Here is a 15,832-nt window from a genome sequence, read left to right on the forward strand (position 1 = left end):
CTCATGAAGTTTTATTTTCCATGCACAAGGTTAAAACCTTCGCCTTTCAGGCGAACAGATTTATCTCTAATGTTTAACGGTAAAACTTAAAATATGGGTTTTAGCGTTAACACCCCAAAGGGGTATTTTAATATAGCTTGGGGCAGCGCCCCACTACCATTAACTTAAGAAAGTATTCAAGCCCCAAAGGGGCAAAACATACTAGCCCAGGGCAACGCCCTGGGTTTGTAATGTGATGATACCAGAGCCCTGAAAGGGCGATACATAAATGATGCGCCCTCTGATGTATCGCCCTTTCAGGGCTCTAATTCAACAAAATAACCTGCCTGGGGCGCTGCCCCAGGCTAGGAGGCTGTCCGAAAACACAAGACCTACTGCGGAAAAGCTGGATTTGGTCAGATTTCTCCCTTATTTTCGTTAAATATACCCAATATTCGCCTCAAATAATGAAAAAATCTGCCTCAAACCAGCCTTCCCTCGCTACGGCCTCTGTTCTCGGACAGCCTCCTAGTATGTTTATCCCTTTCAGGGATATACTTGCTCACCCAATGAGAATAAAGCAATAATTTTTAACCAAAAGTCTAAACTTAATACTGGCACAAAAGTTTAAAGGAGGTCAAGCCTTGGCTTGGGTGTGCTTTTTAGACTCCCAATCCGAGGATTGGGCTCTTTAAGTTAATGGTAGTGGGGCGTTGCCCTTGGCTATATTAATGCGCCCCGTTGGGGCTAAACAACAGGGCTTGTCCGCCCTGTATCTCGGCTTTCAGCCGCCAAATGCTCTAACCCACCCGTCTTTTAGCGGGTGGTTGTTTAGTATATTTTTTCCATGCTGATCTTTTTCAACTTCAACAACAGCTTCTTTTTTTAATAATTCACACAATATCTCAAAATCAGTCATCATCCCCCCATACAATCGCTTCCTGAATACGATTCATTGTATTGATGGTTGTATCAAAGCTACGCGCTTCAATACCTAATTCTGAATCGATTTTGGCAGGCGTTAATGTTTGATAGGGATATTTACGTTTTTTTCCATCTAGCTTGATGGAGGCTTTTTCAGCAATATAAACCTTAACCCGCTCTGCTGAAATGAGGTCAGAATCCTTATAACCTTCATCTTCAGCAATTCTTTTAAGATAAGCTTTGTCATGATTCAGCATGATTAACGTATTTAATTCTTTAACAAAATAGTCACTATGGGTTGTGATAAAAACTTTAATTCCTATTTTCACTAAACGCGAAAATAATCGTGCAACTCGGCGTTGGTTTTCAGGGTGCAGATTTAATTCTGGTTCATCAACCATTAATAAATCCCCTTTTTCAGCGACATGGCGCAGATAAAATCCCATATCCAATAAGGAACGTACAGCACTGGAGCTTTCATCCATTGTCAATTTGACTTTACTTCTCTTAGGATTGAAATATAACTCATCATTCTCGGTAATATGATATTTACCACCAATAATATCTGTAAAGTCATCCAATATTTCAGAGTGCTTTTCAGAAATAAAGCTATATTTTTTTGAATCCTTTTTAAGATTACGAATAAAATCAACATTTTTTTCAACAGGCAATGCATAATCCTGATAATTTTTAAATAGCAATTCCCTGGAATCAATGTCTTTATCCAAATTGTGCATTTCTTTTAATAAGCGGTTACGGGAAAAATTAAGCTCATTACTAAAAATAGTGGCTCCCGTCCGCTCTGCACTGGAAATAAAAGGTTTAGGCAATGATTTTTTAAATAAAATTTCAATGATGGCATTTGAAATAATACGTTTAATAATTTTTTCCGGAAAAATATTTTTTTCCATTCCTGCTAATAAAGAAACAACCAGTTCTGTAGTATTTTCAGATTTGAATAGTGAAAAAATTTCTGTATTTTCAGATTGAAACTTAGCTTCGTATTCATCAATCAAAGAAGGCTTGGCTAAAATAATCTGAAAATTTGTTGTATTAAAATGTGTTTCTGGTGCAGCAAAAATTGTTGGTAATGATTGGGTATATTTCTCACAAGCTTTTTCTAAAATCAGCATATAGTTTTCCAGATATGCTGATAAATCGATTTTGACCACACCATTATTGAGTAGGGTTTCAATATCTGTATCTTTAATTACAACGGTTAATAATTCCTGCCAAACATGTAAGAATCCAAATAAAGCATATGTAGCATAGGTTTTACCAGTATTATTATTACCACAAATAATTGTAAAGTCACCCAGTTCAAACTCTGCCTGTTTGATGGAACCAAGTTCTTTTAACTTGATTTTCATTCAACTACCTCAGCAACCTTTATGCTGCCATTATGTAAGTATGTAATCATTCAAATTCCATACTTTTACTGTCATTCCTGCACGGGCAGGCACCCAGCCTTTGTCAATAGCGACCGGGTACCCGTCTACACGGGTATGATAGTCATGAAACCTGAATGATTACAGCATAAATTAAGGAGTGAGGATGAAATAAATGCAGAAAATGGGCGCAGGATTTTTATTCATTTTCAAGGCGTGAAAACAAGCGCATAGCAAGCTATGTAACTGTTTTCACAACGCAGAAAATGGAGAAAAAGACCAGCCAAGTTGCTGAAGTTATAAAATTCTCACTCCTAAGTATTCACAATCACCCGCAAAGCATCCAGATTCAACTGGCTGGCCTGCAAATGCGTGCGCAGGGTTTGCTGGCGGCTGCGGGCAAAGTCGATTTCTTCCGGGCGTACATTGGGATTAACCTGATGCAAGGCTTCCAGACGGGTGATTTCGGCATTGAGTTCCTTATCCATTTGCTCCAGGCTGCGCGTAATCAAGTCCGGCAATTGTGTATTGGCCTGGGTAATCGCATTTTTCACCAATGTTTGTATACGCTCATTGGCTGCCCGCACCAGATTACGCGCCGTATGCACATTCACCGGTTTTTTCTGCTGGATCTGCTGGCGAATATCAGCGGGGGATAATAAGCTCTGCCATTGTTCGCCTTCCAAATCCAAGACCAGACGTAATACTGTTGCCGGTAAGAAACGCCGCGCTTGCAGCTCCGGCGGTGCGGCGCAAACCAATACAAACAAAGTCTCTAAAAGCAAAGTGCCGCTGGGCAGGCGGTTATCACGAATCGCCACCACCGAGGTATTGCCTTGATCGCTGCTCAGCACCCAATCCATGCCGCCACGCACCAGCGGGTGTTCCCAACTTAATAATTGCAGGTCTTCGCGTACCAGCGCCGTGTCCCGCTCCAGCGTCACTTTCAAGCCATCTTCCGGCAGTTCTGGCAGGCTGGCAGAAACCATGTGATTACCGGGGCGTAATACCCAGGTTTCCCCGTCCTGTTCTTCCAGGCGAATACCATACACATCACACAGTTGTTCCAGCCAGGGCATGAGTTGCGAATCCTGATCCCAGTCCTCAATCGTTTCACAAAGCTGCTGCGCCTGTTTAGGGCGATGTGAATTCATTTCCAGCAACAAATCCCGTCCGCACTGTAAATGTGCGCGTAGTTGCGCGTGTTGTGCCTGGGTTTCTTCCAGCAAGGCTTCCAATATATCCTGATAGTGGCTTTCACTACTGCTGGCTAAAACTTCCAGTAGCGCCGGGCGCATCCGGGTATAGACACTGGGGCAGGCGGGACAGGTTTGGGTAAAGGCTTCCATGCCTTCGTGATACCAGAGGAATAAACTTTCCTGCGCACTGTTCATGATATGCGGCACATGAATCTGAATCTGCTGTTGCTGACCAATACGATCCAGGCGACCAATGCGCTGTTCCAGCAAATCAGGATTCAAAGGCAGATCAAACAAAACCAGATGATGCGCAAACTGGAAGTTACGTCCCTCACTGCCGATTTCTGAAGAGACCAGCACCCGCGCACCAGCTTCCAAATCTGCAAAATAGGCAGCAGCGCGATCACGTTGGATAATCGTCATGCCTTCGTGGAACACCGTGGCGCGAATCCCGTTTTTAGCTGCCAGCACTTCTTCCAGTTCCAGCGCCGTGCGCGGATGGGCGCAAATCACCAGCACTTTTTCTTCGCTTAAATCGTTTAATAAATCAATGAGCCAGCTAACACGCGGGTCCTGCTGCCACCAGATACCTTCCTGCCCATTTTGGAACTCAGGATAAAGCTCCTGTAAAATACGATCTTCAGGCTCACCGTCGTAGTCTTCAGGCAAGCGGTAGCTGTCATCTGCTTCCAGGGGATGCGCGTGTAACTTGCGTTCAGGAAAGCCTTTGACAGCAGCGCGGGTATTACGAAACAACACCCGCCCAGTACCGTGTCTATCTAATAATAAATCTAATAATTGCCGGGATACCTGCTGGCGTTTCTTGGCATCAGTTTTGGGATCATTAAATTGTGCCAGCCAATCCATGTGCGCGGATTCATGGAGTTTTTCCAATAAAACCTGTGATGCCTGTTGCGGTAATGGCTCATCGTTGAGCAAATGCTGCACGGCTGCGGCAACCGGTTCATAATGCCGATCTTCTTCCACAAATGCCGCATAATCATAAAAACGTGCGGGATCGAGCAGGCGCAAACGGGCAAAATGTCCGGTACGGCCTAATTGCTCAGGGGTGGCGGTTAGCAGCAACAGACCACGGGTATTGCTCGCCAATTGCTCCACGGCCTGATATTCCGGGCTGACTTCCTGTTCCGACCAAGCCAGATGATGGGCCTCATCCACCACCAGCAAATCCCACTCACCATCCACCGCCTGCGCTAAACGCTTGGGATTATCCAGCAAAAATTCCAGGCTGCACAAAATGCGCTGTTCGCTGTGAAACGGATTATGGGCTTCCTCATCTTCACCTTCGTTACTGCTGGCAATACAGCGCTCTTCATCAAATACGCTGAAATTCAGATTAAAGCGCCGCAACATTTCCACCAGCCATTGATGCACCAGCGTTTCCGGCGTTAGCAATAACACCCGGCGCGCACGCTCAGTGAATAACTGCTGATGCAGAATCAAACCCGCTTCAATGGTTTTGCCCAGCCCCACTTCATCGGCGAGCAACACTCTGGGCGCATGGCGGCTGGCGACTTCATGACTGATATAAAGCTGATGCGGTAATAAGCTGACGCGCGCGCCGAGCAAGCCACGCACGGGTGACTGCGCCAGTACATTGTATTTTTCCAGCGTCGCATGGCGCAGCCCAAACCAATTCTGATTATCGATTTGTCCGGCAAACAAACGATCCTGGGGTTTACTGAACTGGATAAAATGCGATAATTGCAGTTCAGTTAAAAACCCCGGCATACCATCGGCTTTTTCTCCCAGATAGGTCAACAGACCTTCGTGTTCTTCCACCAGAGTAACCGTTAAAGACCAGCCTTCATGACTGTGGATTTCATCCCCTTCCTGAAAGCGCACCCGCGTCAAAGGAGCGTTATCGGTCGCATAAATTCGGGTATCGTCACAGGCTGGAAATAAGATGGTGACCCGGCGTAGTTCGGTTTCTACCACCAAACCCAGACCCAGATCCGCTTCAGTATCACTGATCCAACGTTGTCCGCAAATGAATTCCGGCATGAAGGCTCCTGCTTAAAAGAGAACAAAAACCTGCAATTATAGCGGATTTTGCAGGTGCAGGCGTAGTGCTTGTTTCAGGAATTTCCACAAGGTTTCCCCAAAATACTGAGTAAAGTCAATATAAGGAATTACCGACGCCTGTTTTTGGCAGCCTTCATATTCACCCAAAAGTAGTGGATAGTTTGAAGCCAAACAAAACCATAAAGCACAAAATCCTGTTCGGGTTTAAGTTGCCTATAATCCCGATAATTTTACCCTGGATTTTATAAAACTGGGGAAGTATTACGTCTGAGAAACAGTATTAAAAAGCAATTGAAGCCAATTTTTCTCAAGTCAATTCATTGTTCACAAATAAGTATAGTAATTTACAGATAATTTACAGATGCCCATGTTTTTGAAGGGTTTAAAATATGGGAGTCTTCAAATTTTTTTGGATGTCTTCAAATTTTTTTCCGATGGGTGTCTCCAAATTTGTCGCTACCAGGCTAGAATTTTCTGTTTGTATAATTTTGGTTGGTGTCTAGAATTTTATTCATACATGCCTTCAAATTTGTTTAAATTTGCTTTTTCTTTGATTTTTGCTAAAACAAAGTTCATGGGCGTACCTTTACCCATTTTACCGATCTGTAGAACTTTACATAAAATATTTAATTTGCTATTATTGAATTTGAGCTTAGTAACTCATAAGCCTAAGCAAATGACTTGCGGGTCAACTTAACAATGCAGAGGCTATAATGACTAAACTATCCACTCAAAACACCTATCAAGACTCATTTAATACTTTAATCAAAAAAGGATACTCTGAATCAGACGCAATTATTAAACAAACTCATAAATATCTTGATAACAAACCCAGTAAAATTAAAAAGCAAAATATCTCTCATAAAGAACGAGATAATGCTTTTTGGCGCTCCCAATTTTGGCAGCAAGTAGACAAACAAGTCTTTGATTCAGAAGCTTTCATTTTAGCTTTGACTCGCTTTTTTCAACAAAAAAGTGTTGATTTTCAATTCTTGCAAAAAGTTGTTCTAAGTTCCCCCAATTCCTTTAAGCAAGCCATACGGCATTCTAAGGTCTTTATACAGCATCAAGACCATCCCCGCTGGAAAACTGTTCAAGAAATTCTTGATACTAGTCCTGATTTTTCTGAGTTTAATAAGGCATGTCATATTATCTCAGATCAGTTTCATACTCGTAAAGATCATTTGAAAAAATCTGAAGTGGTTTTATCTGAGTTTTCTTTCCTGGAATTTTTGTTCTACACGACTTTGTATGGATTTAAGCATTTAGTTGGTAATGCTCCTGCAATCACACATCATAGTAGGCAAATCCATAACTTTCAGGCTTCCACTCAAGCCATAAATCAATTGCTATTAACTAAATTAGAGTTATGCCTGCCAGATGAATTTAAACTGAATCAAGAATTTATTTATACAGAGATAAATAAGCATTTTATATGGGGGGAGAAAATATCTAAAAATATAGCAGATAAACTTAGTAAATTTGAAAGTTTAGTTAAGATTCAAAAAGACTTTATCGTATTTAAAAATAGCTCTTTTGATACATTTTGTTATGACGAAAATTTTGAGTTACATACCCAAAATGGTGAATTGGTTTTGTGTGTAGCTGATATAGAGAAGTTTCGTAATTGGAAACGAGATGGAGAAAAGCTTTTGCATTATTCTGAACTTTATTGGAATAATATAGTTGTTGAAGAGTTTCAAAATTATAAATTAAAAGATAAAATTTTTGGTTCAAAGGAATACCATGAATATAATCAAAATGCTTGGTTACTTGCCAATAAATATCAAAATATTTTGTATGAACTATATGGTATAGATAAGTTAATTAATACAGAAACTGCTACTGTACGCAATTCAACCTATATCTTAGAAATGATATGTGCAGATTTTAAATCAAATTTCATTGTGCCTTATTCAGAATTTTTACAAAATACGCAGGACTGGAAACAGGCATTTCAAAAATTTATAGTAGCAAATATCTTAAAAGGAAAACCTCGCATTCCTTTAGACTTTATAGATCAGCAAGAGCGAGTCCAGCAAATTGCAAAATCAGAAAAAATATTAGAAAAGGATGCTCAAGTAATAGTGGACTTATGGAGTACAGATATAAAAGCACTATCCAAATCATTACAAAACCCTAAGAATGGACAACGAGAGCCTTTTCGAGAACTATTTGAAAAACCTTTCTTGAAAGTAGGACGTTGGCTATTTCAGTTTCCTTGGCAATTAGCTCAACAAAATAATGGAACAGCCATTATCAATAACTTACGGCGATTTCACAACAAACGCCCCTCACTAAAAGACGAAACTGACCGTATCGAAAAAAACTTAGCCCTTTTATTTCAAAAATTTGGATTTAATGTTATTCAGAGTTACCAACCTCCTCGAACAAATGAAGGAGAGGTTGGTGATATAGATGTTATTTGTGCTAAAGATGAGCATGTATTTGTTTTTGAGTTAAAATCAACTTATGTGCGGACAACTCTAGAGACAGCTTGGAAACACAAAACTGACACCTTACGCAAAGCGGGGTTACAACTTAAACGAAAACTTCCCCATGTCATCAGTACCTTGAATACCGATGCTGAGTTAAAAGAAAAACTAGGTATAATCCAAGTTGATGAAAATAAAATTCATGCTTGGATTATTGATACTTCGTTTGAAAATGACCATGAAAAATTTTCTGGTTTTTTAAAAGTTTCACTACTAGAAGTTATAATAGCATTATGTAATCATCGTTTTTATGCTAGAGATTTAGCCTCTGCTTTAAAAATAAATGAAGGATTTCAAACTTGGGATATTAAACAGCAAAACGCTAATGTAGAGGCAATGTTGTCCCCTGAGGCATCTCAAATAATAGAGGATATTATAAAGAAAGATGATTTATACCCAAATGGTTTTTCTGTTGGGCGATTTGCTGAAATTATAGAAAAAGAGGAAGTTTGGGAGGTAATTGGAGAGGTTGTTATTACACAACGAGAATTAGTTCGCCATTTATAAACAATTTACAGATACCCATGTTTTTGAAGGGTTTAAAAAAATTTCCAGATAAAAAAATTTCCAGACACCCACTTAAATACCAGTATAAAAAACTTGGTTATTTTATCGAGGTAGAACAACCAGTTACCCAGTTGCCCCCTCACAAATCCCTGCGTGCGGAATTACCGCACAGGGCTTTTCAAAACTGCTCGCTTTGCACGCTTGTTTGCTATTCCCCGCAGTGAGGTTTGCTCCATTAATCCAGTCCTTCATGTCTGGGTGTAGTTTGCCTTTGCGGGCTACGCAGTTTTGTACATCCCTTCCCCATGTACGTGGCTTTCCCACGCTCAGAGTACTATGAATGTATCTGACTCCCTTACCATCTTCAGCCGCTCTTCTTTTGGTTGAGTAGACTTACCCGCGTTAACGCTGTTTAGGTTTCGGCTTGCCTCTGTTTCCGGGTTTCCCCTTCTGTGGCTAAATATCCGCATACCTTGCAGTATTCCGGGAACGGTAAGGGTCTCACACAACCTGCCATTTGTTCTAGAAACACATGTCATGCCCAATCACACCGGCAAATCCTCCAGAATCTCACCTTTGACGATTCCTTTGTGTTGGCTTCCACTTCCCATCAGAGTGTCGCCATCTGCATTAAATAAGACTAACGATGCTGATTATAGCTTCAGGGATGTGCATATCCCCTGTGACCTGTATAGTACGCTGTGTACGCTTCACCTTTCTTGTTCACGTTTGCAGCAGACTTAACCGCTTGCAACGCTCCGCCAGAGGCGCAACACTCGCTACTGGTGGTTGGTTAGACCTTCTTGTAATCAATTACTTGATTACACCAGACAGAGACTTTCACTCTGTAAGAAATGACAAGCTTCGCTTGTCGCACGATGGGTGTCTCCAAATTTATCCCCACTTAAATACCAGTATAAAAAACTTGGTTATTTTAGATGGGTGTCTCCAAATTTATCTAATATTTTGGGTGTCTTCAAATTTATCTTTTCAAATTTATCTTCAAATTTTGTCATTTACAGATGCCCATGTTTTTGAAGGGGTTAAAACATGGATGTCTTCAAATTTTTTTTCAAATTTTTTGCACTCTGGGTGTCTTCAAATTTTTTCACAAAAACTACAATATTGAATAGTAATTAGCACAATAATATAACACCCATGAAAACATGAAAACGCTATACTGACAATGCTTTATCAGGTATTAATTAACGAAAGGGCGTAGTCAGCTATAGAAAAGACAACTCTTTTAGGTCTTCGTAAGTTGTTGTCTTTTCTATAGTCTGACAGTCTCAGGAATGCTTTGCTTCCTATGACAGGGTGGATAAGCACAGTGCCATCCGCCGTTTGCCTATAACAATCAAACATCAACACAAACTTAAAAGAGACAGGAAATGCTTAAAAACATCGCGCTTTTAATTATTATTCTCATCACGCTAAACGGATGCAATCAATCGTATATCAGGAAAACAAATCTTGATTATGCTCACGATGCACTGCAGCGAGGGGACGCAGAAGCCGCATACAGACTGGCTGAAGATTATCTTGATGATGGTAATGAGGCAGCTAAAAAAGCGAGATCAGTTATCAATAACCCGCAAATCATCCGGACTGCGCTATCTACATTTTCAAAGTCATCATTGAAAAACAGCACGGACAAGTACGGGCAAGTGCAGGCGGCAAAACTTGAAAAAGACAGGCTGGCATTATTTGAAACAATTGCAGACTCAATACAAATAAATACAGCCAGGGAAAACTTTGAGTTCACGTTTCCAGGATACCTGTCTAATTCCGCTCAGCAAGCAATCGTATTTGCCGAAAAGGAAAAAGCAAAAAAGAAATTGGCGGCAACAGAAAAAAAACACAAAGTAGAAGCTGAGGAAAAACGTATTGAGAATATACAAATACACTGGCTCGATGCCAGGAATAAAGCTCATGCAATATGCCGTTCAGAAGCTCAATGCAGAAAAATGTTCGCGTTAACGCAAATATTTATCAGTCAAAAAGCAGCAATGAAAATTCAACTCGCAACAAACACCATCATTGAAACCTACAAGCCAAGCAGTTCGTATGATGTCGGCGCAAAAGCTATAAAGACACCAATGAAAAGAAATAGCGAGGAAATCAGACTACACCTATTCTGTTCTCCAGTACAGTCAGAACTTTGCTATAAACAAGAGCGTGAAATATACATTGCTTTTCCAAAGTTTATCTCAGATAAAACCTAACCTGCATAGCGGATAAGTAGCACCATTCATCATTTATCATACTGAAAACTCCGAAGAACTTTTTTGCCTCTAACAAAATCAATGGCTTACGCGGATGCGTACCACCTAAAGTCAATGGCTTACAGACTTTTCCAGAATTTTCAGTATTATACGGCGCATGACGCTATCGCTTATGCGCCCTACCAAGCGAGTATGTATGAATAAAATAGAAATTATTACAGTAAGTGAACTTTATTATGACGAGAAAATGGCAGAGCGATTATGCGAAGATTTTAATAACTCACATAAAGATGCAATAAAAAGTAACCACTTGAGACCTGCTGAATCATCAATGTTTCTGCCACCTAAAAACAGCAATGTAGATGGTGTTGGATTCAATCTTGTATCGTGCATGACCAAGGTTATTAAAATAAAAAAATCTGAATTCGCTCACATAGGAACCGGTATTAAGGTCAACTTCCCTCCTGGAATCTTTGGGTTAATACTCCCTTTTTTTGAGCACTATAGGGCTTTTGATTATAGCGGAATTGGCGTTGTAAAACCTGGAGATGGGGAAATTGTCGTGCATTTACATAATAATACGAAATACAAGCAAGTTGTATCACTTGGGCAGCAGGTTGCAAAACTAATCCCAATGCCAATGACATCTTTCCCTATAGATGTCATCTTCCCAAGCAAAAAAACTGATAGAGTATCCTAAAAATTTCCAGACACCCACTTAAATACCAGTATAAAAAACTTGGTTATTTTGATGGGTGTCTCCAAATTTATCTCCAAATTTGCTACCCCACTGTTTCTCTCATCTTTATGTTACATTTTCCTCAGCGTTTGATTTTACGTAGGGTTTTTTCAGACCACAGTGAAGATTTAAAACGGCTGGAATCAAATTCAACAATTGTTGAGGGTATGACCGCCCAGCTTTCATGCCCGGTTTGCAGATTTTTCCCGTACCAATAACCCCAGGTTAAGGCGCGGGGATCATTGCCTTGATAACCTGGCAGCGTATACCAGTCGCGGTCAATGGTTTTAATATGCGCACCATCTTTGAAAAAATCAGTACGATAATCTGCAAAACTCTGTGTATCCACATAACTGATACGATAGTCATACCACCAGTCATTAAATTTTGTTGTACTTTTTAGTTTATAGACTTGTTTGTTTTCTGGTGCGCAAGAAGCGGCAGGCAGGTTCTGGGTATATTGATTGCGTTGCTCATCTGCAATTTCCATGCGTTGCAGGCAGCCATTAAAGGTTTCCACTCCCAATACTTCATGTGCTTCATGATAAGGTTTGCGCAGATAAACATCACCAAAAGTAAAATCAGACCCCCCCCAGGCATCTTCATGAGCGGGTTGGGAAAAGCGGCGAATTTTACGCAAAGCGGGCAGCCAGATGACATAACTCTGACTTTTATTATCATCAACATAATCGGTAATTAACATGCCGGTACCACGCAATTTTCCAGAGCGGAAAATAGTCAGATCCTTGGCGTTAATTTTACCATTATGATAGTCATTATTCAGATAACGCTCTACCGTATTGGTTGTAATTCTGCCGCCCGTCGTGCGATTAATCACCACGGTGACCGTTACGCCTTTTTTGGTAATCGCGTAGTTTTTTAGTGCGTAGAAGTGATTAACAAAATAAATTTGCCGTGCAAGCTCAAGTGCGTCCACTTGTCCAACATCTGCTGTGGGATAGGGCAGGGATTTTGTGACCGTTGCCGGTAATGTTTGTGCAAACAGTGTCAATAGCATACCGCAGGCAGCAATTAAGGTGGTGTGTTTCATGTGGCCTCCAAGCAATTGTAACCTGGGTTCAATTCAGGCTTTTTTTTATTGTTTTGATGTTTTACCGTTTATTCTATAACAAACTGTTTGTTTAACCACAAGGTTTTTGCAGAGAGTTCTACCGAGCAGACCCATTTATACGCCAGGTTGAGTGATGAAGCTTGGGCGTAAACACCATGCCCCCGCACCACCACCAGTGGTTGCGTTGCCAGCACGGCTGCCACGGCTTGTGGTGCGCGCGCTGCGTATTCCGTATAAGGAATGTTCAAGACCGGAATTTTCTGAAAATAATATTGGCCTTCCAGATCAATTGGCTCAAAATCCTTGCCATTCATCGTAATGGCTACCGTATGTGGATTATGGCAATGCAAAATGGCATGGGCTTCCGGGTTGATGTTATAAACCGCCAGATGTAAAGCCGTATCCTGTGATGCGCCTTGTACGGGCGGGTAATTGAGTGGGGACTGAATGAGCTGGCGTGAGGTTAAGGTATCAGCACAGGCTCCGGTTGGTGTAATCCAGCAGTTATCACCATCGCGTACTGAGGCGTTGCCGCTGTGCGAGTCGTTCAATCCATATTGTCGCAGCCAACGATAATAGGTAATCAATTCTTCTTGTAAAATGGGCATGTTGCTCTCCTTTCCCATGTGACATGATATTGTGGATAACATGTAGTCATCGTACAGAAATACCGTAAAAAGTAATATATAGTGGATTGAGAGAAGCAATAGTATGTAACAGTTTTCACAACGCAGAAAATGGAGAAAAAGACCAGCCAAGTTGCTGAAGTTATAAAATTCTCATTCTTACCCCATTTCTGAATCGGTCATGAGCCGTATTACCCACCCAAAATCTAAAATTCTCTAATAATTGATAATATCCGTGCTAGAATTAATTTTTACAACCACGGTTCAGGAGATAAATAAAAATGTCAAAGAAAAAAAACAAAAAGCCCACAAAAAAGCCCACAAAAAAACCCATTAAAAAAACCACTAAAAAACTGGCGGCAAAAAATAAGCTGGAAAACTTAAAAAAAGTGCTTGAAAAACAAATTAATGCACTGAAAAAACAGCTGAAAGACCTTGCCAGAGAACCTGGTCCCGTTGGACCCCAAGGTGAACCCGGATTTCAAGGTGAGCAGGGGCATCAAGGTGAACAAGGGTTCCAAGGAATACCAGGGTCGCAGGGTGAACCAGGAGCGCAGGGTGAGGTGGGGCCTCAAGGTGAAGCAGGAGCAGCAGGTAAAGAAGGGCCTCAAGGCAAACCAGGGATTCAAGGTAAAGCAGGAGCAGCAGGCAAAGAAGGGCCTCAAGGTAAACCAGGGATTCAAGGTAAAGCAGGAGCAGCAGGCAAAGAAGGGCCTCAAGGGAAACCAGGGATTCAAGGTGAAGCAGGGGCAGCAGGCAAAGAAGGGCCTCAAGGTAAACCAGGGATTCAAGGTGAAGCAGGGGCAGCAGGCAAAGAAGGGCCTCAAGGGAAAATGGGTCCCAGAGGGGAAAAAGGCTCTATTGACTCACCAGCTCCATAGGCGCATAAATAATAGCGTTAGTGCGATAAGCAAAGCTTGTCGCACTGGCGTTATCACTTATCCGCCCTGTCATAGGAAGCAAAGCATTCCTGAGACCGTCAGACTATAGAAAAGACAACAACTTACGAAGACCTAAAAGTATTGTCTTTTCTATAGCTGACTACCGCGCTCCTGTTTCTGTATGAAGGCAAAGCATCCGTCTGCAACGTCCCGTTATGTGCTGCTAAGTTGATATGATGATAAAACTGCCTCTTTTCTATCATCATCAACAAGAACATAATCATCCAATGGTTCAAGCCATTGGAGCCATTCCTTTTTTTCTTTTGGAGCTGAAGCTACTAATGCATGTGAAGGCTCAAGACTTGGTTTACCCTCATAAATATCTGTTATCTCATGCCTCAGATGGAGTTGAGGTCCATAATAAGGAGGGCCAAATTGAACAATTAACTCTCCAAACCCTTCATGAAATTCGCCTGGCACATCAATTGTAAGCTGTTGTTGCATAAAACCCCGTTCAACCGGAGCTTTAGTTTTACCAGAAGCGAAAGAAACTTTTACCCCTCCAGTATTCCAAGGTTTAATAAATAACAGATTGCCATTTTTATCAAGCCACAATCCTAAAAATTCATCTAAAACACTTTGCATATTATTTGTTCTTCAAAAGAATAACGCAGTGAAGCGGAGCGGCGCAGACCTAACGATTAAATCAGCGGGGCATCTTTTTGCCTCCGCTGGATTTTCTGGTTAGGCCACCCTATACTGTGTAATAACATTTGTACTAACAAAAGGCATTAGTTATGTTAAAAGTAAAAGTTACCTCAGTTGGGAACTCTATGGGTATTTTGCTTCCAAAAGAAGCACTTAGCAAGATGAAAGTATCAAAAGGAGATGCTTTATATCTTGTAGAAAACCCTGAAGGCTTCACTTTAACACCTTATCAAGATGATTTCAAAAGCCAAATTGAAGCAGCTGAAGATATAATGAAGCGATATAGAAACACTCTCCACGAGCTAGCTAAATGAGAGAGCCTATTTGGATACTTGATGAAATTGTTGAATCCATACACTCCATGCTATTAGCTGAACATGGTGGTGGATGTGGAATCCGAGATAAGTCTTTATTAGATTCTGCACTTGCTAGACCCAAACAAAAATTTAGTTATAACTCTAGCGTTTCAATTTTTGATCTTTCTGCTGCTTATAGTTTTGGTATTGCAAAAAATCATCCGTTTGTTGATGGAAACAAAAGAACAGCATTTACTATTGGTACTTTGTTTCTTGAAATTAATGGTTTTAAACTTAATGCAACAGAAGTTGATGCTACTATTGCCTTTGAAAATTTAGCTTCTGATGTTCTCAAAGAGAATGAGTTGTCATTATGGTTTAAGGAACATTGCATCAAAGTCTAACGATGAAGCTCACCTGCGGCGAAGCCATCAAGTGCAGCGCCGTGTTATGCCTTGATTTTACTTGAAATCCCCTGAAAAGGGTAGCGTCCCCTTTATTGGGTGAGTGTGGTGGCACCAAAATGGCGGATGGCGTTATCACTTATCCGCCCTACCGCGCTAGAAAATGCTAAAATAAAAACAAACACAATTTTATTCATAAAAATCTCCATGATGTGTCAGCAATTCCCGCTACATCCTGACTATTTCAGTCAACAATCATTTTCCATTTTTTTCTTAAGGTAATTTTTCATATCCACAAAAATACCTGTCCCGGCCTAATGCCAAGCAGCTAAAAAGGAGAATT

Annotated in this window: 12 protein-coding genes; 6 read left to right on the forward strand and 6 right to left on the reverse strand. The window is 40.9% G+C overall.

The window, feature by feature from the left end; all coding sequences use genetic code 11:
* Nucleotides 1-763: 763 nt before the first annotated feature.
* The 3 genes from QUF61_RS11775 to rapA form a co-directional block, all read right to left on the reverse strand.
* Nucleotides 764-901: a hypothetical protein gene (locus QUF61_RS11775; protein ID WP_177428582.1), complete on the reverse strand. Its 138-nt coding sequence runs from the start codon at nt 899-901 to the stop codon at nt 764-766.
* The gene (locus tag QUF61_RS11780) at nt 891-2,273 is read right to left on the reverse strand and encodes an AAA family ATPase (RefSeq protein ID WP_289681840.1); all 1,383 of its coding nucleotides are present in this window, start codon (nt 2,271-2,273) and stop codon (nt 891-893) included. The genes QUF61_RS11775 and QUF61_RS11780 overlap by 11 nt, the downstream gene beginning before the upstream one ends.
* 332 nt (nt 2,274-2,605) lie before the next feature.
* A complete protein-coding gene (gene rapA / locus QUF61_RS11785) occupies nt 2,606-5,515 on the reverse strand; it encodes an RNA polymerase-associated protein RapA (protein WP_289681841.1) in 2,910 nt (969 codons plus the stop codon).
* Nucleotides 5,516-6,249: 734 nt separating this feature from the next.
* Between rapA and QUF61_RS11790 the strand changes: the two genes are divergently transcribed.
* From QUF61_RS11790 to QUF61_RS11800, 3 genes are all read left to right on the forward strand, one after another.
* The gene (locus tag QUF61_RS11790; protein WP_289681842.1) at nt 6,250-8,538 is read left to right on the forward strand and encodes a hypothetical protein; all 2,289 of its coding nucleotides are present in this window, start codon (nt 6,250-6,252) and stop codon (nt 8,536-8,538) included.
* 1,391 nt (nt 8,539-9,929) lie between these two features.
* A complete protein-coding gene (locus QUF61_RS11795; protein ID WP_289681844.1) occupies nt 9,930-10,763 on the forward strand; it encodes a hypothetical protein in 834 nt (277 codons plus the stop codon).
* A gap of 196 nt (nt 10,764-10,959) precedes the next feature.
* Nucleotides 10,960-11,463: a dCTP deaminase/dUTPase family protein gene (locus tag QUF61_RS11800; protein WP_289681846.1), complete on the forward strand. Its 504-nt coding sequence runs from the start codon at nt 10,960-10,962 to the stop codon at nt 11,461-11,463.
* Nucleotides 11,464-11,584: 121 nt separating this feature from the next.
* Here QUF61_RS11800 and QUF61_RS11805 read toward each other — a convergent pair whose 3' ends face one another.
* Nucleotides 11,585-12,553: an outer membrane lipoprotein-sorting protein gene (locus tag QUF61_RS11805; protein WP_286019497.1), complete on the reverse strand. Its 969-nt coding sequence runs from the start codon at nt 12,551-12,553 to the stop codon at nt 11,585-11,587.
* Nucleotides 12,554-12,621: 68 nt separating this feature from the next.
* The gene (locus tag QUF61_RS11810; protein WP_289681850.1) at nt 12,622-13,182 is read right to left on the reverse strand and encodes a class II aldolase/adducin family protein; all 561 of its coding nucleotides are present in this window, start codon (nt 13,180-13,182) and stop codon (nt 12,622-12,624) included.
* A gap of 453 nt (nt 13,183-13,635) precedes the next feature.
* Here QUF61_RS11810 and QUF61_RS11815 point away from each other — a divergent pair, with 453 nt between their 5' ends.
* Nucleotides 13,636-14,190 carry a hypothetical protein gene (locus QUF61_RS11815; protein WP_289681851.1) on the forward strand — a complete coding sequence of 185 codons (555 nt, stop codon included), beginning with the start codon at nt 13,636-13,638 and terminating at the stop codon, nt 14,188-14,190.
* Between the two features lie 104 nt (nt 14,191-14,294).
* Here QUF61_RS11815 and QUF61_RS11820 read toward each other — a convergent pair whose 3' ends face one another.
* Nucleotides 14,295-14,726, reverse strand: a complete 432-nt coding sequence (locus QUF61_RS11820) for a hypothetical protein (protein WP_103921437.1) — start codon at nt 14,724-14,726, stop codon at nt 14,295-14,297.
* A 152-nt stretch (nt 14,727-14,878) separates the two neighbouring features.
* On the opposite strand from QUF61_RS11820, the gene QUF61_RS11825 reads away from it, so the two are divergent.
* Together QUF61_RS11825 and QUF61_RS11830 are read left to right on the forward strand one after the other, a co-directional pair.
* Nucleotides 14,879-15,103 (forward strand): AbrB/MazE/SpoVT family DNA-binding domain-containing protein, encoded by a 225-nt coding sequence (locus QUF61_RS11825; protein ID WP_103921436.1) that lies wholly within the window; start codon nt 14,879-14,881, stop codon nt 15,101-15,103.
* On the forward strand, nt 15,100-15,489 hold the full coding sequence (locus QUF61_RS11830) for a type II toxin-antitoxin system death-on-curing family toxin (RefSeq protein ID WP_103921435.1): 390 nt from the start codon (nt 15,100-15,102) through the stop codon (nt 15,487-15,489). Before QUF61_RS11825 ends, QUF61_RS11830 begins: the two co-directional genes overlap by 4 nt.
* The last annotated feature ends 343 nt before the right edge of the window (nt 15,490-15,832 follow it).

This window comes from Candidatus Venteria ishoeyi, assembly GCF_030378065.1.
Lineage (GTDB): Bacteria > Pseudomonadota > Gammaproteobacteria > Beggiatoales > Beggiatoaceae > Venteria > Venteria ishoeyi.